Annotated in this window: 20 protein-coding genes; 12 read left to right on the plus strand and 8 right to left on the minus strand. The window is 64.4% G+C overall.

The genetic code is table 11. The annotated features are described in order from the left end of the window. Positions 1–47: 47 nt before the first annotated feature. The 3 genes from rnhA to ispH form a co-directional block, all read right to left on the minus strand. The gene (gene rnhA / locus LPW26_RS10715; RefSeq protein WP_406677372.1) at positions 48–533 is read right to left on the minus strand and encodes a ribonuclease HI; all 486 of its coding nucleotides are present in this window, start codon (positions 531–533) and stop codon (positions 48–50) included. Continuing rightward, positions 530–1510 (minus strand): homoserine kinase, encoded by a 981-nt coding sequence (locus tag LPW26_RS10720; RefSeq protein WP_238735025.1) that lies wholly within the window; start codon positions 1508–1510, stop codon positions 530–532. The genes rnhA and LPW26_RS10720 overlap by 4 nt, the downstream gene beginning before the upstream one ends. Positions 1511–1594: 84 nt before the next feature. Continuing rightward, positions 1595–2560 (minus strand): 4-hydroxy-3-methylbut-2-enyl diphosphate reductase, encoded by a 966-nt coding sequence (gene ispH, locus LPW26_RS10725; protein WP_238735027.1) that lies wholly within the window; start codon positions 2558–2560, stop codon positions 1595–1597. Positions 2561–2829: 269 nt separating this feature from the next. Between ispH and LPW26_RS10730 the strand changes: the two genes are divergently transcribed. Continuing rightward, positions 2830–3534 carry a DUF1013 domain-containing protein gene (locus LPW26_RS10730; protein WP_238735028.1) on the plus strand — a complete coding sequence of 235 codons (705 nt, stop codon included), beginning with the start codon at positions 2830–2832 and terminating at the stop codon, positions 3532–3534. A 327-nt stretch (positions 3535–3861) separates the two neighbouring features. Here the strand turns inward: LPW26_RS10730 and LPW26_RS10735 are convergent, their stop codons facing one another. After that, positions 3862–4056: a hypothetical protein gene (locus LPW26_RS10735; RefSeq protein ID WP_238735030.1), complete on the minus strand. Its 195-nt coding sequence runs from the start codon at positions 4054–4056 to the stop codon at positions 3862–3864. A gap of 1823 nt (positions 4057–5879) precedes the next feature. On the opposite strand from LPW26_RS10735, the gene LPW26_RS10740 reads away from it, so the two are divergent. The 8 genes from LPW26_RS10740 to LPW26_RS10770 all read left to right on the plus strand — a co-directional run bounded on the left by LPW26_RS10740 (position 5880) and on the right by LPW26_RS10770 (position 11164). Continuing rightward, positions 5880–6794 (plus strand): DUF3800 domain-containing protein, encoded by a 915-nt coding sequence (locus LPW26_RS10740; protein WP_238735032.1) that lies wholly within the window; start codon positions 5880–5882, stop codon positions 6792–6794. 349 nt (positions 6795–7143) lie between these two features. Further along, positions 7144–7458, plus strand: coding sequence for a type II toxin-antitoxin system Phd/YefM family antitoxin (locus LPW26_RS10745; RefSeq protein ID WP_238735034.1), 315 nt, complete (start codon positions 7144–7146; stop codon positions 7456–7458). A 3-nt stretch (positions 7459–7461) separates the two neighbouring features. Next, positions 7462–7884 carry a type II toxin-antitoxin system VapC family toxin gene (locus LPW26_RS10750; protein ID WP_238735036.1) on the plus strand — a complete coding sequence of 141 codons (423 nt, stop codon included), beginning with the start codon at positions 7462–7464 and terminating at the stop codon, positions 7882–7884. A 215-nt stretch (positions 7885–8099) separates the two neighbouring features. Then, entirely contained in the window at positions 8100–8390 is a 291-nt protein-coding gene (locus LPW26_RS10755; RefSeq protein ID WP_238735038.1) for a hypothetical protein, read from the plus strand. Between the two features lie 105 nt (positions 8391–8495). Then, positions 8496–8795: a hypothetical protein gene (locus LPW26_RS10760; RefSeq protein WP_238735040.1), complete on the plus strand. Its 300-nt coding sequence runs from the start codon at positions 8496–8498 to the stop codon at positions 8793–8795. Then, positions 8792–9178, plus strand: coding sequence for a membrane protein insertion efficiency factor YidD (gene yidD, locus LPW26_RS25400; RefSeq protein ID WP_406677377.1), 387 nt, complete (start codon positions 8792–8794; stop codon positions 9176–9178). The genes LPW26_RS10760 and yidD overlap by 4 nt, the downstream gene beginning before the upstream one ends. A gap of 759 nt (positions 9179–9937) precedes the next feature. Next, the gene (locus tag LPW26_RS10765; protein WP_238735042.1) at positions 9938–10279 is read left to right on the plus strand and encodes a hypothetical protein; all 342 of its coding nucleotides are present in this window, start codon (positions 9938–9940) and stop codon (positions 10277–10279) included. A gap of 264 nt (positions 10280–10543) precedes the next feature. After that, the gene (locus tag LPW26_RS10770) at positions 10544–11164 is read left to right on the plus strand and encodes a DNA alkylation repair protein (RefSeq protein ID WP_238735044.1); all 621 of its coding nucleotides are present in this window, start codon (positions 10544–10546) and stop codon (positions 11162–11164) included. 47 nt (positions 11165–11211) lie between these two features. Here the strand turns inward: LPW26_RS10770 and LPW26_RS10775 are convergent, their stop codons facing one another. From LPW26_RS10775 to exbB, 4 genes are all read right to left on the minus strand, one after another. Further along, positions 11212–11850 (minus strand): hypothetical protein, encoded by a 639-nt coding sequence (locus tag LPW26_RS10775; protein ID WP_238735046.1) that lies wholly within the window; start codon positions 11848–11850, stop codon positions 11212–11214. Between the two features lie 239 nt (positions 11851–12089). Beyond that, on the minus strand, positions 12090–12992 hold the full coding sequence (locus tag LPW26_RS10780; protein ID WP_238735048.1) for a TonB family protein: 903 nt from the start codon (positions 12990–12992) through the stop codon (positions 12090–12092). After that, a complete protein-coding gene (gene exbD / locus LPW26_RS10785) occupies positions 12989–13429 on the minus strand; it encodes a TonB system transport protein ExbD (protein ID WP_238735050.1) in 441 nt (146 codons plus the stop codon). Before exbD ends, LPW26_RS10780 begins: the two co-directional genes overlap by 4 nt. A 3-nt stretch (positions 13430–13432) precedes the next feature. Then, positions 13433–14233: a tonB-system energizer ExbB gene (gene exbB, locus LPW26_RS10790; protein WP_238735052.1), complete on the minus strand. Its 801-nt coding sequence runs from the start codon at positions 14231–14233 to the stop codon at positions 13433–13435. A 303-nt stretch (positions 14234–14536) separates the two neighbouring features. On the opposite strand from exbB, the gene LPW26_RS10795 reads away from it, so the two are divergent. From LPW26_RS10795 to LPW26_RS10805, 3 genes are read left to right on the plus strand one after another with little or no spacing between them, the layout of a single operon-like run. Next, positions 14537–15385: an enoyl-CoA hydratase gene (locus LPW26_RS10795; RefSeq protein ID WP_238735054.1), complete on the plus strand. Its 849-nt coding sequence runs from the start codon at positions 14537–14539 to the stop codon at positions 15383–15385. 3 nt (positions 15386–15388) lie between these two features. Beyond that, entirely contained in the window at positions 15389–16525 is a 1137-nt protein-coding gene (locus LPW26_RS10800) for an acyl-CoA dehydrogenase family protein (RefSeq protein WP_238735057.1), read from the plus strand. A gap of 18 nt (positions 16526–16543) precedes the next feature. After that, positions 16544–17740 carry an acyl-CoA dehydrogenase family protein gene (locus LPW26_RS10805; RefSeq protein WP_238735059.1) on the plus strand — a complete coding sequence of 399 codons (1197 nt, stop codon included), beginning with the start codon at positions 16544–16546 and terminating at the stop codon, positions 17738–17740. Positions 17741–17842 lie beyond the last annotated feature (102 nt).

Below are 17842 nucleotides of genomic sequence, written 5' to 3' on the forward strand. Positions count from 1 at the left end.
ACGGTTAGTTGCTGGGGAGACGCCGCGGTCTCCTACAAGACCCGCGATTACTTCACCCGCGCCTTCATCCGATTTTCCGCCAAGCCATCCCGTGCCAGTTGATCGGCTCGCTCATTTTCCGCGTGGCCGGCGTGGCCTTTGACCCAGTGCCAACGGATCGTGTGGCTCTTGAGCGCGGCGTCGAGGCGCTGCCACAGGTCGACGTTTTTCACCGGCTTCTTGTCGGCGGTCTTCCAGCCGTTGCGCTTCCAGTTGTGAATCCAGCTGCCGATGCCGTTCTTGACGTATTGGCTGTCGGTATAGAGATCCACCGTGCACGGCTTCTTCAGCGCTTCCAGCGCCGAGATCGCCGCGAGCAGCTCCATGCGATTGTTGGTCGTTGGCGACTCGCCGCCTTTGAGCTCTTTTTCGACGTCGCCGAACTTCAGGATGGCCCCCCACCCCCCGGGTCCAGGGTTGCCGGAGCAGGCGCCGTCGGTGTGGATCACCACCGGGCGGGGGGCGTCCCCGGCTTCGCTCAGGGCCTCGCTCACGCCACCGCTCCCACAGCTTCGACCCCATAATCCCGGATGGTGACAACACTTTGCTGGAAGCGCAGTTTGCGGACGTATTCCAGCGGGTCCTTCGGCTTGACCAGTGCGCCTTCCGGCACGTTCAGGACATCGACCAGCCGGGTCAGCAGAAAGCGCAGCGCGGCGCCGCGCGCCAGCAGCGGCAGCGCGGCCTGCTCGGCCTCGCTGAGCGGCCGCGCGCGCTGATACGCGCTGAGCAGCGCCCGGGCCTTGGTGGCGTTGAACGACAGGTCCGGCTCGAAGCACCAGGCGTTCAGGCAGATCGCCACGTCGTAGGCCAGAATGTCGTTACACGAGAACGGAAAGTCGATCAGCCCGGACAGCTCGTCGCCGATGAAGAACACGTTATCGGGAAACAGATCGGCGTGGATCACACCGGTCGGCAGCTGCTGCGGCCAGCAGGCTTCGAGATAGCCGAGCTCGGCGGCGATGAAATCGCGCAGGCCGGGCTGGATCTCGTCGGCGCGGGCCTTGGCGAGATCGAACAGCGGCCGCCAGCCGCCGACCGACAGCGGATTGTCCCGATGCTGGGGAAAATCGAGGCCGGCCAGATGCATTCGGGCCAGCGCCTCGCCGACGCCGGCGCAGTGCACGACGCTGGGACGGCGCGGCCAGACGCCTTCGAGGAAATTGATGATCACCGCAGGCCGGCCCGACAGCGTGCCGCAGATCGTGCCGTCGCGGGTCTTGGCCGGCTGCGGGCAGCTGACACCGCGCGCGGCCAGATGCGCCATCAGAGCCAGGAAATACGGCAGGTCATCCTCGGCGACGCGCTTTTCGTACAACGTCAGGATGAAATTGCCGCGCGAGGTATGCAGCAGGAAATTGGAGTTCTCGACGCCCTCGGCGATGCCCTTGTAGGACAGCAGGTCGCCGATGTCGTATGCGCTCAGAAAATCGGCGAGGTCGTCGGCGGCGACGTCGGTGTAGACCGCCATGGCGTGTCCCGGTCAGCGAGGAATCGTGGCGGCTTCCTAGACCAATGCGGCCGGCAATGAAAGGCCGGGCCGCCCCTCGCGCCGCTACTCGGCGGCGGCGTCCGGGCGCAGCACGCGCGGCAGGGGGAAGAACTCATTTTCCTCCGCGGCCGAGACCGTCTCGACGCTGAGTTCGAAACGTTCGGCGAAGGCGCCCATGATTTCCTCGACGATGACCTCGGGCGCCGAGGCACCCGCGGTCAGGCCGAGGCTGGTGATGCCCTCGAACTGCGACCAGTCGATATCGGAGGCGCGCTGCGCCAGCACCGCCACCCTGCACCCCTCGCGCTCGGCGACTTCACGCAGCCGCTGCGAATTCGATGAATTCGGCGCGCCGACCACGATCATGGCGTCGACCACGGGCGCCACCTTCTTCACCGCCGCCTGGCGGTTGGTGGTGGCGTAGCAGATGTCTTCCTTGTGCGGCCCGGAGATGTTCGGGAAGCGCTCGCGCAGGATCGCCACGATCCCGGCGGTGTCGTCGATCGACAGCGTGGTCTGGGTGACGAAGGCGAGATTGTTCGGGTCCTTCGGCGTGAAGGTCGCGGCGTCGGCGGCGGTCTCGATCAGCGTCACCGCGCCGACCGGCAGCTGGCCGACCGTGCCGACCACCTCCGGATGGTGCGAATGACCGATCAGCAGAATCTCACGGCCGCGCTTGAAATGGATCGCCGCCTCGCGGTGCACCTTGGTGACCAGCGGACAGGTGGCGTCGACCGAGAAGAAATTCCGCTTGATGGCATCTTCCGGGACCGATTTCGGCACCCCGTGGGCCGAGAACACCACCGGGGCGGACGTCACCGGGATCTCCTCGAGTTCCTCGACGAAGATCGCGCCCTTGGCGCGCAGGCTGTCCACCACATATTTATTGTGCACGATCTCGTGGCGGACATAGACCGGGGCGCCGTACAGCGCCAGCGCGCGCTCGACGGTATCGATCGCCCGCACCACGCCGGCACAGAAGCCACGCGGCGAGCAAAGGACGATCTTGAGAGGCGGTTTGGCCAGCATATTTGCGCGTTCCGGGAAGCTTGCCCACAGGCCGAAAAACGGCGGCGACGAACGACGACCTGGCAGCCCCAGGGGGCCTTACGAGTGGTTCGTCCTGACCTTAGGAATTGGGACGGCATTGCGGCTCTGTCAAGGCCGCCCATCGCTGCACTTTAGCAGACCATTGCGTGGCAACGCCCGAACGGCATATATAAACGCCAATTCCCGTCATCACCGATGACCCGCCTTGCCTCAGAAGTCCCAGGGGCAAGGGATAAAGGAGATTTGCCATGAGCAACGCACCGCTGATGCCGAAGGCCACCGCCGTCTGGCTGCTCGACAACACGGCGTTGTCGTTCGACCAGGTCGCCGACTTCACCAAGATGCATCCGCTCGAAATCCAGGCGATCGCCGATGGCGACTCCGCCCAGGGCATCAAGGGCATGGACCCGATTTCGTCCGGCCAGCTCACCCGCGACGAGATCGAAAAGGGTGAGAACGACCCCGACCACCGCCTCAGGCTCGCCGAGAGCAAGGTGATTCTGCCGCAGGCCAGCAAGAAGAAGGGTCCGCGCTATACCCCCGTGTCTCGCCGCCACGAGCGCCCGAGCGCGATCCTGTGGCTGGTGCGCAACCATCCGGAACTCAAGGACGCGCAGATCATGCGCCTGGTCGGGACCACCAAGACCACGATCGCCAGCGTCCGCGACCGCACCCATTGGAACGCCGCGACGCTGACCCCGATGGACCCGGTGACGCTCGGCCTGTGCTCGCAGCTCGACCTCGACTTCGAGGTGCAGCGCGCCGCCAAGGAAAAGCCGACCGACACGCAATACGGCGGCGCCACCCTGCTGCCGGCCTCCGAAACCACCCGCAAGGACGAATACGAACCCGCCTCCGGCAAGAGCGAAGACGACCTCAACCTCGACGCGGTGTTCGCCAAGCTCAAGACCATCGGCGGCAAGAAGGCCGAGGACGAAGACGAAGACATCTGAGCCGGGCCGCGGCGCGATCCGTCGCGCCGCGCCCGCTTCGAAGCGCCGACGCTTCGCGTAGGATGGGTCGAGCGCAGCGAAACCCATCGCCGACGAAACCCATCGCTGCCTCGTGTCGACGCTCGCGCCCTGCGCGCGGTACCCTTCCCACCCCCACCGTCATCGCCCGCGCAGGCGGGCGACCCAGTATCCCAGGGCGCTCGTTGCTGAACGCCGGCGCCCCGCCATACTGTATCCTCCGCCTTCGCAGAGGATGACGGACACGGAGAGTGCCGGCTCCGCGCTCGATCGCGCGGCTGGCCGCGGGCGCCCTCATCATCCGCACCATCACCGCTGCGCCGCCACCTCTCGCCAGTACCGCTGCAGCGCGGCGTAGTACGCGTCGATCGCGGCCGTTTCCTCGGCGAGCGGCCAGGCGTTGTGGCTCACGGAGACGCATTGCGTGGTGACGGTCCGGCAGCACCGCGCGCGGCGGCAGACCTTCAACCTGCGGCGGCGCCAGCCGTGCAGCGAGTCTGCCATCCGCCGCCGCACCGCGCGTTTGCTGCGCTCACGATCCTCGGCGCGCAGCGCTTGCCGTGTCTCGGCCTCGGCGACCGCGCGCGCCGTCTCCGCCTCCGGGCGCGCTGCGCCAAAAATTCCTCGTCGTAAATCACCTCGATGTCGTCGACATCACCGGCCATCGGCCTCTCCTGTCCTGCTGACGATGTGCTGAAAAGCGGGCACGGCGATGCGTTGTCGGCTGTACGCCGGCTCGGCCGTCCCGGTTGGCCTCCCTAGTGAGGGAGGCGGAGCGCCGAAAGGCGCAACTTGGTAGTGAGTGCCACAGCGATGCTCGCCGGATCGCCGGCGATCAGCGCCGCGGAACGCCTTTCGACGCTCCACATCGCAGGCAAGTTTACGCAGCCTGCGGCTGCTCTGGGCGACTTTGCGCCTCAGGGCCGTGCTTCCGGGCACAGGCACGGGTAATGAAACCCGACGGATCCGGCGGGACTTCTCCGCCTTCACCTGTGCCCGTCCAGCCAACTAACAAGTGGCAGACCCCCGTCGTGGGGCCGGACGGCGACCCGAGGCGTCCCGAGTGCGCAGGGCGACGTCCACCCCACGCCCGCAGGCGCCACACCCCTCCCCGCGACGACCAGCGCTCCGGCAACGCGCCGCTCGATGGGATGGGATGAATAGGAATGACAACTTATATCCCGAATTATCAAGCCCTCGCGCACCTGACGATGGGCTCACGTAGGCCTCTATGAGATACTATCCTTCACAAGTTCGAGAAGCGTCGCGTTGGCGCTATTCTTCAAGAGGTATCAACCCCGGTTGACTTGGGCGAAAATAGTGTGCCGGCGTAGTTGCGACCAAGATCTAACCCCCAGTACGCCGCGGCCCTCATGCCGATCACGACCCGACGACCAGCCTCGGCTTCAGGGAAAAGAGCGCTCTGTGCCCATTGCAGCGAAATCCGACTAGAGGACAACGTAAGCAGAGCCCCATAGCTCCTCACATCTTTCGATGTGATACGCCCCAATGTTGAGAACTGCGAAGTCTAACCTGATAACATCATAGCTTCCGAAGCAACTCGTTCGACTCTCGATCCAATCGCTACCAGGGGCATTTTCTCGCAGAGGTGTTTCTCCGAGCCTGTTCTGAAAATGGCGATCCATTGCCACTGGAGACGTAGCTTCAGTGAGAGTCGCCTCGCTGTAGCCAGGTGAAAGATTGAGCAAGACGACCGGGGCGGATCGCAAGCGCCCAGCGAAACTGCCCGGGAGACAATCAAGTCGAAAACCGTGTTTTTGCGGATCGATCCGCCGAAAGACTTCTGCGTCGGCAGGATGAACATGCCCCCCACGACCAAGACTCGACCAAAATTCAAGAATATCCGTGCTGCAAAACCAGAGTGGCGCCTGACGACAGACAAATTGCCCAGCCGGCCTGTCACCTTCCGAGATAGTGGACTAACTCTTCGAGAGGATCACCCAGCCCAGTCCACCTCTTCAGTCTTCGCACGAGCAAGCTTAGCCTGTGTGAGCGTAGCGTTAGCGGGATCTTCATTCTGCGCTTCCCGCATATCGCTCTGCTCATGCGGGCCACGGCGCTCCTTAACGAAATTCGGACTTTATGAGCATTCATACAACTGAGAACCGCACTTCAGCGCCGATAAAACCACTTGCAACGACTCGAAACAAGTAAGAGCCTCAGAATAAAGATAGCCGGGACTCGTTCTTTCGCGTCCGCGAGCATCGCTCGCCACTGTTACAGAGCTCTGCTCGACTCAGCCATCCTCCGATTCAGACACCGTATTGATCACTCCGGCGAGAACGAAATGCGGAGGTAAACATATCGTGCAGCTCGTTTATCTTGATGAGGCGGGAATCTCCAACAGAGTGCATGAACCCTACCTGGTGGTGGGCGGCGTCATCGTAAATGCCGACAAGAAATGGAAGCTTCTCGAACAGCACCTCTCTACCTTAGCAGAAGAATTGGTGCCGGAATATGTGCCTTACTACGGGCACCGATTGATCTTCCACGCCAAAGATATTTGGCATGGTTCAGGTCTTTTTGATCGCAAGAAGTGGCCGCTCGAAAGACGGCTCGAGATTTTAACCCGCCTATCGGCTATCCCAGCGGAATTCAATCTTCCGCTAGTCGTCAGCTACATCAATCGCAACCACTACGCCGCCCTCTTCGATGAACAACGGTGCAAAGATCCCGCCGACCAAAAAATCCAAAATATGTGGGCTCATTTGGAAGCATTTATTAACGCCGTAAGGCGTGTCGAAAAATGGATGGAAGCAAATGCTTCAGATGAGGTCGCGATACTCATTGCAGAAGATACAGATCGGATCAAAAGACTCTTGGCGTCACTGCACTCTAGTTACACTGATCGAATGAGCGCCGGAAAAGAGCAGGGCATGGATGAGGTGCAAGCGCTCATCCAACCGTTGGCCCGCGACAAGAATTCAGCATTCAATGATTACTGGGGTAAGGCGCAACTGTTTCAATCCAACTATATTGTGGATGCCGTTCATTTCGCCAAGAAAGAAGCCTCATTGCTATTGCAGATCGCCGATCATTGCGCCTTCTTTGCAAAGCGCAAGCTGATGAAGTGCCCGCACATCTCGCCCCTCTACGAAAAGATTACACCACAGATCACATTCAGGACTACACGGGAAAGGGATGTAGTTGTGAGAATGCCCTCAAACCATCTCTCGCTAGTGCCACTGAAGCGAGCGAGTCAGCAAGCGCAGCCAGGATGAGCGTAGCGATACTCGGGACCTTTATTCGGCGCAGCCCGCATGTCGCTTCGCTCATGTGGGCTACCGCTAGCTCGTAGCTCGTCGGGAGGATTAGCGCAGCGCCATCCGCCGCATTCATTGGCGTCACGTATCGGCGGATTACGCCTCGACTAACCCGCCCTACAAATTATTCGAACGAGGCTCACTGCCCGCGTCGCCCTCACCCCAGCCCTCTCCCGCAAGCGGGAGAGGGGGCGCGCTGCGGCTTGGGGATAGGTGGACTTCAACACCTCGGCGATGGTGCGATGCGGTCATCCAGGGCGTTCGCTCGGCTCTTGCAAATCCGCGCCGCCCGCCTAATCTGGTCAGTATGACCAGATTGAAGCCGCCGCTCCCCTCACGGCCCCGCACATCGCAGCCGAAGCTCGGCCGCTGGCAACTCCAGGACGCCAAGGCGCGGTTCAGCGAGGTGGTGCGGTCGGCGCGTGATGAGGGACCTCAGATCGTGACCGTGCACGGCCGCGATGAAGTCGTGGTGGTGGCGGCGGACGATTATCGCCGGCTCAGCGGCGAGCGCAGCGGCGCATTGCTGGTCGAGGCGATGCAGGCCTCGCCGCATCGCAGGACCGAGCTGGCTCCGAGGCGCGCGCGAATGCCGGTGCGCGACGTCGATCTGTCGTCCTGAGCCGTGAGCGGCTGGCTGCTCGACACCAACGTGCTGTCCGAGCTTCGCCGGCCGAAGCCGGAGCGCAAGGTGGTGGCCTTCGTCTCCGCGCAGCCGCTGGACCTGCTCTATGTCAGCGTCGTCACGCTCGCCGAGCTGCGCTTCGGCATCGAGCAGATCGCCGACGCATCCCGGCGCGCCGAGCTGACCGACTGGCTCACCCATCGGGTGCGCCCGATGTTCGATCAGCGCGTGCTCCCGGTGTCCGAGGACGTGATGCTGAAATGGCGGCTGCTGGTCGAGCAGGGACGCAAGGCGCGGCACACCTTCTCGCAGCCCGATTTGCTGATCGCCGCCACCGCGCTGCATCACGGCCTCACCGTCGTGACACGCGACACCCGCGAGTTCAAACGCGCCGGCGCGGCGGTCAGCGATCCTTGGATTTGAGGCGGACTCACTGCCCGGGGCGCCCTCACCCCAACCCTCTCCCGCAGGCGGGAGAGGGAGCGCGCCGTGCTTGGGGTGGCATCGCTCTCTCGCAGCATGCGTAGCCCGGGTGAGCGTAGCGATAGCCGGGATCTTCATTCTCCGCTTCCCCGCATATCGCTCGGCTCATGCGGGCCACGGCGCTACAGCTCCCTCACCATAGAACACAAGTCGACTTGAAGCATGCAGTGCGGCTGGGCAGGATCGAGATGATTTCCTGCGAGGCAAATTTCATGTCGGTATTTCTGAAGATCGTTTCAGGCGCCTACCTCTGTTTGGTTTGGCTGTCGTTTTTCATCGGCTTGCAAGCGCCGTTGTCGCGCGAGTTGCAGATGCCGGCGGGTGGCGCGCCGCTCTTGCTGTTTCTGATCGCCGTGCTGCTGTCGATACCCGGCGTCGCGCTGTTCGCGTTCGGTCAGCTGGTTGGCGACGTTCGCGCGATTCGCAATCGGGCCACCAACGCTTAGGCGGATCGGCAACAGGCGGCGCGCTCCCGATCGGCGGGCGTGCAAGCTCCGCTGCCCGACGTCTCGGATGCTCTCTCCGACGATCATCATTCGACAGAGGTAACCATGGCATTAGTCGCAACAGGCAACATCAATTCTCCCTATCAGGTGCTGGGCGTCGTGCACGCGACCGCCAGCCGGACTCCCAAGGCGGGCGGTTGCGGCCGCGCAGGCGGGCTGCCGGTTCAGGAAGCCTACGAAGACGTCACGCAGGCGCTGCTTAACGCTGCCCTCGCGTCCGGTGGCGATGGCGTGATCCATGTCGGCTACGACTATCGCGAGTCGAGCGCCAATCTCGGATGCAACAACACTCAGCCCGTGTTCGAAGTCTATGGCTGGGGGACAGCCGTCAAAACCCGCGTATGACCCTCATTGCGAACGTATGCTGCTCCGCGGTGCGCATTGCCGCGAAGTGCTCGCAACCGCTTTGGTTCGATCCCGTGGTCACGCCGCTGAGCCTTTCGGCGATTCGACTGTACCGGCGATTATTATCTCGGAGCACGGGGCGAACCTGTCTTTTCAATCCATCGTGTTCACAGCGGGCCCTGGAGGCGATCGAGACACATGGATTCTCCAGGGGAATCGTTTTGGCCGCAGAACAGATCGACCGCTGCGGCGGCAGCTTCACCTTCAGCGTAACGACGACGGGCGAGACATGGCTCGTGACCTCGGACGGCCTCCGGTTCGGCCCTGAGGAAATCGCGGACGTTGTAAAGACCGGAGCGCATCGATCCCCGCAAACTCGTTGACTGATTTAGTCGATCGATGCCCCTCGACGCCGAATACACCGTGTGCTTGGTGTTTGGCACAATTAAACGAGGGAGGAATTTTGATGAAGAGCATTATTCTCGTCGGCGCGACGATCCTTTGCCTGACATCGGCTGCGTATGCGCAATATGGCTACGGATCGAACTCCCGAAGCCATTCGGTTTCGCCTTATGTCAACAGCCATGGAACTTACGTGCCTGGCTCCCACGCGACAAATCCCAATTCCACGTAGATGGACAACTACACGACCCGTGGCAACATGAATCCCTACACGGGAGAGGTTGGCACGCGCAGGCCGCGCTAGCAGGCAATCCGCCGCCTTGATTGACGTCACGTATCGGCGGGTTACGCCTTCGGCTAACCCGCCCTACATACCGTCCGAATGAGACTCCCTGCCCGCGTCGTCCTCACCCCTACCCTCTCTCGCACGCGGGAGAGAGGGCGCGCTGCGGCTTAGGGATGGTGATGGCTCGACGCGTGCAGCGCGGCTTTTTCGATTCGCTGCGGTGCAGTTTGACCTCGCTGTCGCAATTTGCACAACTAATTACGAAGGCGGAATTGACGCATCTTTCGACGACCTGACGCGATAGGCGAAGCAGAACTTTAACTAGGCGTTCGGGTCTGATTGGGCCTGCAAGGCAAAAGAATTGACGATCGGCCACACACCAGCTACGCGACTTCTGCGTGCTCATCACGGCACGCGCATTTGAGTAGTTCACGGCAATTAGGGAGAGTAACTGATGACCAGATATTATTCCCTCAGTGCGGCCCTCGTTCTGACGTCAGTCCTCGGAATCGGGTCTGCCTCCGCCGACAGCGTGCGTGCAGTGGTCAGCCTCGACGTCAAGTCCGGGAGTTCGACTCCGCTCAAGCTCGAACAGGAAGTCGGCTTCACGCCGAAAGAAGACACCATCACGGTCGAGGTCAGCGGCTACCGCTGCACGATGGGGTCTTCGACCCAGGGCTCGGTGTCGAAGGGATGCAACTATTCCATCGACATCACCGGCGCGGCACCGAAGGTCGTCGCCCGTGAAGCCAGCGGCGCCTGCATGAATGTGAAACCGGGCTGTGTCGCCAAGTAGTTTTGGACGCGCGTCAGGCGGATGAGCGCAGCGTCGTCCGCCGCCTTTATCGATGTTACGCATCGGCGGGTTACGCCTTTGGCTGATCCGCCGATGAGTTTGTCTGGACGAAATTCCCTGCCCGCGTCGCCCTCACCTCGGCCCTCTCCCGCAAGCGGGAGAGGGGGCGCGTCGTGCTTGGGGAGAGGCAGCCCGTTGGGCGAATAGAAACCGAATCTCCAGCGCGGTATCTTCCGGCAAAATTCGAACCGGGGCCACGATGGGATGATTGAGGCGATCGTTGCGCGGGCACAGACGACCCGGAATGGTTTCAAGGATCTGCAGCTCGCAGCCGACGAGGTGATCGAAGTCGGCGATGTGGCGCGATCGAAAGACGTCGCGCTGCAGCTGCTGCGATCCGAGGTGCATCAGGCCCGATGTGTGGGAACGTTCATCCTCGGGCGCCTGGCCGCCGGTGATCGCGATGCGCTCGCGGTTCTGAAACGACGGGTCAGTCAGGACGACGATTGGCGTGTGCAGGAAATCCTCGCCAAGGCGTTCGACCGGTTTTGCACGGACACCGGCTATCAGGCCGCGCTGCCGACCATCAGGGAGTGGTTGTCCGCGGCGTCCGCCAACACCCGGCGCGCCGTGACCGAGGGGCTGCGCATCTGGACCGGGCGTCCTTACTTTCGCGATCATCCAGAGGCCGCCGTCGCCCTGCTGGCGCCGCTCAGGACCGACGATAGCGACTATCTGCGCAAATCGGTCGGCAATGCCCTGCGGGACATCAGCAAGAAGCATCCCGATCTCATCCGCAAGGAGGTCGCGACCTGGAGTCTGGATCAACCAGGCGTCCGGCAGGTCCATCAGCTGGCGACGAGGCTTCTGACGTCGGGCGGATGAGCCCAGCGCCATCCGCCGTCTACATCTGCATTCGCAGCCGTGCGCCGCTAGGCGACCTTGTTGACCCCTGACGACGACGTGGAGTCGGCCGACGTGTACTTGGTCGCTGGGACGAGGAACGAGCGGAGGCCGGACTGTACGATGATCCTGCCGTTCCTGCCGTCCTCGGTAGAGAGCTGGGCCTGGCCGAACATGATGACGTTCTTGTAGACGAGGCCGGTGCCCTCGCGGGTGATGCCGTTGATGACGGTCTTGACCTTCGCCTCGTTGCCGTTGATCGACAGCACGCGGAAGCTCGAGGTGCCCTGGGTGTCGTCGGAATGACCGCCCCAGCTGCCGACCAGCGGATTGGTGTCGGCCGGCGACGCCTGCTTGTCGAGAAACGCCGCCGCCTTGCCGCCGCCGGAGGTGAACACCAGCGCGGCGGTCTTGCCGTCCTTGGTGCCGAACGTCACGTTGCCGAAGGTGATCGTGCCTTGTTCGACCTTGGCGATGCCGCGCTCGGTGCGTCCGTTGTGGGTGTATTCGATCTGCGCGCGGGCGCCGCGGATGTTGACCACCTTGAAGCCGACATCCTGATTTTTACCGGACCACTTGCCCTTCCACTCACCGACCAGACGGCTGAGGCCGTACATTCGCTCCGCGGCGGGCGAGATCTGGTTGGTGCTGGGTGAAATGACGGCCATGGATTTCGCAATCCGTGTCTTCGAGCCGACTTGCGATCACGCAGGAGCGGCGCAAACAATTCGCAACGCCCGGGAATATGCAGCAATTCTGCAACCCTAGATTGGTGTAGTTAAGAAGTCGTTAAAGCGCTCATTCCGCGTAGGCGACTGCTCCATTCACGAACTATCAGGTCGGATGCATGGGCTGCGCTCGTGGCGGATCGACACGCGAGCCTCGCGCGCTGCTCACCCCAGAGTGCTCACCGGAGTGAGAAGTTCACCGGGACGGTGAAGCTCAGCGAGGTCTGAGTCATTTCGGGCGGGAAGGACGGCAGCGGCTGGGCGCGGTGGATCATGGCCATGGTCTCGGCGTCGAGCGCGGGGTGGCCGGAGGAGCGCGCGAGGCGGCTGCCGAGCACCTGGCCGCTGCGGCCGACGGTGAAGCTGAGCATCGCGGTGCCCTGCTCGCCGGCGGCTTTCGAGGCCGAGGGATATTGCTTGTAACGGGCCAGATGCGCGGCGAGGCGGTCGCGATAGGACGGCAGCGCGGCCGCCGCGGCGGCGCGGCCGGCCTGCGGCGAGGATTGTGGCGCCGCCTGACGCTCGGCCCGCGGCGCGGCCGTGCTCCGCGGTGCCGGCGGATCACGCGACTCCGGCTTTGGCTCGGCGCGCTTGCGCTTCGGCTCGTCGCGCGAGGTGCGCTTGGGCTCAGGCTTGGGCTTAGCGACCGGCTTTGCCTCGGGCTGCTTCGCCGCCTCGGCCTGCTTGGCCGGCGGCGGCAGCGCGACCTCGGGGGACGGCGCCACCGGGACGGGCTCGGCCTGCTGCAAGGCCTGCTGCGCGACTTGCGGCTGTGTCGGCTCGGTGTCGTGCGTCGGCCGATCCGGCTCGCTCACCTCCGGCGCCGGCTGCGCCTGCTGCATCGTCGGCCCCGGCGCCAGATCCTGCGGCTGGAGCGAGGGCGCGGCGGGGGCCGGCGACAGATCGACCATGATGGCCGGCATCTCGACGCCCGGCGGCGGGGCCTGCTGATACCAGGCGAGCGCGGCGGCGATCAGCAGCAGATGCGCCGCGACGATCGCGATCGCCGACGCCAGCCATTGCGAGGCGCGGCCACGGCCGGGCTCGTCGTGCAGCGCGTAGGCGTTGGCCGGTTCAGTCATGGTCCGTCGCGCCCGTCGAGGCCGACCAGCGCGACCTTGAGATAGCCGGCGCCGCGCAACAGGTTCATCACCGCCATCAGCTCGCCGTAGCTGACCGCCTTGTCGGCGCGAACGAAAATGCGCTCGTCCTTGTTGCCGTTGGTCGCGTCCTGCAGCGCGGCGTCGAGCCCATCGCGGGCGACGGGCGTCTCGCCGATCGCCAGCGTCAGGTCGGATTGCAGCGTCAGATACACCGGCTTGTCCGGCCGCGGCTGCGGCGCCGCGGTCGAGGCCGGCAGATCGACGCCGAGATCGACGGTGGCGAGCGGCGCCGCCACCATGAAGATGATCAGCAGCACCAGCATGACGTCGATGAACGGCGTGACGTTGATCTCGTGCGCGACGGCGAGATCATCCTCGGCTTGCCGCCGCCTGCTCGCACCGAGACGCACGCCCATCGCCTACTCCGCAGCCCGCGCCATCAGCCGCGCCGAACGGCCGCGATCGCGGCTGACCAGCAGCAGCACCTGCGCCGAGGCGTCGCCGAGCAGCGCGCGATAATTCGCGATCTGACGGACCAGGTAGTTGTAGATCACCACCGCCGGCACCGCGGCGACGAGGCCGAGCGCGGTGGCGAGCAGCGCCTCGGCGATGCCCGGCGCCACCACGGCGAGATTAGTTGTGTGCGCTTCGGAGATGCCGATGAAGGCGTTCATGATGCCCCACACCGTGCCGAACAGCCCGACGAACGGCGCCACCGCGCCGATGGTGGCGAGGATGCCGGTGCCGCGCGCGATCTTGCGCGACATCGCCGCTTCAGTGCGCTCCAGCCGCAGCGCGACGCGCTCCTTGAAGTCGTCGTCGAAATTCCAGCCCGAGAGCTGCGCTTCGCGCGTCGCGGTCTGGATCAACTGGCCGACGCCGTCCTGCGCCTCGGTGCCGCGCAGCTCGGCCAGCGTGGTATCGGCCTCGAGCGTCGCCAGCGCAGCGCGGGCGCCCTCGGTCTCGCGGCGCAGCTCGATGGTCTTCGACAGCCACACCGTCCAGGTCGCCAGCGACGCGACCGCGAGACCGGCCATCACCACCTGCACGACGATATCGGCACTGGTGAACATCCCCCACGGCGACAGATCGCGCGGCAGCGTCGCCAGCGCGCTCGCCGCTTCAGCATCCGCTCCGCCGATCAGCAGCAGCGCTGCGGCGGCGAGGCCGAGCGACGCGGGCTTGGGGATCATCGGGGCAATGCGGAACTGCGACATCATCCACTTTCGGCGGGCAATTTCGAGCCGCGACCTATCGCACGGATCGGCTGAGCGAAAAAATCAAATCTGGCCGGCGCTTGCCGGCAGAAGCCCACGGCGTCGCACACTCGCGCGCGGGGCGGTTTGTTCTGCCTCAAAGCAGCGCACCGGGCTCTTCCCGTCGAAAGTTGAACGGCCGCGCCGCGGGGCGGAATATGGCCGCTATGGCGCAGCAGATCGGATTTGCGGACGCGCCGGCGACCTGCCAGACTATCTGGAACAACAACCGGCCTCACGCCGGTACAACAAGAAACGGGAGGATGCATGGGCGGCTTCGAGACCCTCGTTGTCGAACGTCCCGATCCGGCGATTGCGCGGATCGTGATGAACCGGCCGGAGGCGCGCAACGCGCAAAATCTGCAGATGACCTACGACCTCAACGCCGCGTTCGACGACGCGGTGCAGGACGACGGCGTCAAGGTCATCATCCTCGCCGGCAACGGCCCGCATTTCTCCGCCGGCCACGATCTGCGCGCCACCACCAAGAACGAAGCCGGCATCGACTTTCCGCCGGTCGGCGCCTGGGGCGGCTTTCGCGAGCCGGGCGCGCACGGCCGGATGGCGCGCGAGCAGGAGATCTATCTGCAGATCACACGGCGCTGGCGCAATCTCGCCAAGCCGACCATCGCCGAAGTGCACGGCAAGTGCATCGCCGGCGGGCTGATGCTGGCCTGGGCCTGCGACCTGATCGTCGCCGCCGATAGTGCCGAGTTCTGCGACCCGGTGGTGACGATGGGCGTGTGCGGCGTCGAGTGGTTCGTGCACCCGTGGGAGCTCGGCCCGCGCAAGGCCAAGGAGCTGCTATTCACCGCCGATAGCTGGAGCGCACAAGACGGCTATCAGCTCGGCATGGTCAACCATGTGGTGCCCGCCGCCGAACTATCAGCTTTCACCCTGGCGCTCGCGCAGCGCATCGCGGCGAAGCCGGCCTTCGCGCTGAAGATGACCAAGGAAGCGGTCAACCGCTCGGTCGATATTCAGGGCCAGCCGGCCGCGATCGATCAGGCGTTCGCGCTGCATCAGCTTTGTCACGCTCACAATCTGCAGGAGTTTGGAATGATCGTCGATCCGTCGGGACTGCATCCGTCGGTACGCAAGCAAGTGAAGGTGTAAGCGATGGATCTCACGCCCAGTGACGAACAGCGGCTGCTGCGCGAAAGCGTCGACCGCTTCATCGCCGAGACCTACACGGCCAAGCTTCGCGAGCACAACGCCAAGGAGCCGTACGGCTTCAGCGAAGGAATTTGGAAGCAGTTCGCCGATCTCGGCTGGCTGGCGCTGCCGCTGCCCGAACAGCACGGCGGCATCGGCGGCGGCGCGATCGAGGTCGGCATCCTGATGGAAGCGTTCGGCCGCGGCCTCGTCAGCGAGCCGTATCTGTCAACCGTGGTGCTCGGCGCCGGCCTCGTCGCCGAACATGCCCGCGACGAGCAGAAGGCAGCGCTGCTGCCGCAGATCGCCGAAGGCACGCTGCGGCTGGCTTTCGCTCATGCGGAGCGCGCCGCGCGCGCAAACCTGTCGCGCGTCGACACCACGGCGCGCAAGGACGGCGATCACTACGTGCTGGATGGCGCCAAGGTCGCGGTGCTGGACGGCGCTGCCGCGGATCAGTTGATCGTCTCGGCGCGGCTGGCGAATAACGGCAGCGGCTCGCTGCGCCTCTTTCTGGTGCCGCGCGACGCGGCCGGCCTGACGCTCGCCGACTATCCGCGGCTCGGCGGCGGGCGGGCCTGCAATCTGACGCTGGAGAATGTGCGCGTGCCGGCGGAGGCGATGCTCGGCGGCGACTGCGACGCGTATCCGGCGATCGAGGCCGTCGTCGATCGCGCCCTCGCCGCAATGTCGGCCGAAGCCGTCGGCATGATGCAAACGCTGACCGACAAGACACTCGACTACACCAAAGTTCGAAAGCAGTTCGGCCGGCCGCTCGCCGCCAATCAGGTGATCCGGCATCGCCTCACCGACATGTCGGTGCAGGTCGATGAAGCGCGCTCGATGGCGCTGCGTGCGGCGCTGAAGGCCGACGCGGATTCCGCCGAGCGCGGCCGCGCCGCCTCCGGCGCCAAGGCCAAGATCGGCAAGGGCGCGCGCTTCGTCGCCGAGCAGTCGGTGCAGCTGCACGGCGGCATGGGCGTCACCGAGGAGCTCGACGTCGGCGCGTATTTCAAACGTCTGCTGGCGTTCGAGACGCTGTTCGGCGGCAGCACCCATCATTATCGCCGCCACGCCGCGCTCAGCGGCCGGCCTGTTTAACCAAAGCGAGGCATCGACATGGACATGACCTTCGGCGATTCCGAGCTCGCCTTTCAGCAGGAAGTCCGCGACTTCATCGCGGCCAATCTGACGCCCGACATGAAGCGGGCGGAATCGCTCAACGCCTCCGTGTTCTCCGAGCCGGAGGCCGGCGTGCCGTGGCAGCGCGCCCTCAACGCCAAGGGCTGGGGCGCGCCGGGCTGGCCGGTCGAATATGGCGGCACCGGCTGGACGCCGGCGCAGCGCTGGATTTTTGAGACCGAATGCGCTCACGCAGGAGTTCCGAGCCCGACGCCGATGGGCGTCAAGATGGTCGGGCCGGTGATCATCGGCTTCGGTTCGCCGGAGCAGAAGAACTACTTCCTGCCGCGGATTCTGTCCTGCGAGGATTATTGGTGCCAGGGCTATTCGGAGCCGGGCTCCGGCTCGGACCTGTCGTCGCTGAAGACCCGCGCGGTGCGCGACGGCGACGAATACGTCATCAACGGCACCAAGATCTGGACCACCCACGCGCACAACGCCAACATGATGTTCGCGCTGGTGCGCACCAGCGACGAGCCGCGGCAGCAGGACGGCATCAGCTTCGTCCTGATCGACATGAAGAGCCCCGGCATCACCATCCGCCCGATCCTGACGATCGGCGGCGACCACGAAGTCAACCAGGTGTTCTTCGACGACGTCCGGATTTCGGCGTCGAACCTGGTCGGCGAGGAAGGCAAGGGCTGGACCTACGGCAAGTACTTACTGGAGTTCGAGCGCGGCTCCGGCATCGCCTCGGCCAAGCTCCGCAAGGCGCTGCACCGGACGGCGGCGTTCGCCGAGTCGGATGCGACCGGCCGGGCGATCGAGGATCCTGACATCGCGATCCGGATGTCGGAGGCCGAGGTCGATATCGACGCGCTGGAAATGACCGAGCTGCGGGTGCTGTCGGCGTTGCAGAACGGCCAGAATCCCGGCGCGGTGTCGTCGATCCTCAAGCTGCGCACCAGCGAGATCTATCAGGCGGTAAGCCGGCTCGGCGTCGACGTCATCGGCACCGACGGCCTGTATGTCGAACCGACCCGCCCGCTGCACCGCCTCAACGCCCCACCGGCGATTCCCGAGGACGAACTTGCCGTGATGCCGACACATCTCAACGGCCGCGCCTACACCATCTTCGGCGGTACCTCCGAGATCCAGCGCGACATCATCAGCAAGCTGGTGCTGGGGCTGTAGGCCACGCCGTCATTGCGAGCGAAGCGAAGCAATCCACAGCCGCATTGCACGGCGCTGGATTGCTTCGTCGGTTCGCTCCTCGCAATGACGGATCAATGATCG

The organism is Rhodopseudomonas infernalis, from assembly GCF_022271405.1.
Lineage (GTDB): Bacteria > Pseudomonadota > Alphaproteobacteria > Rhizobiales > Xanthobacteraceae > Rhodopseudomonas > Rhodopseudomonas infernalis.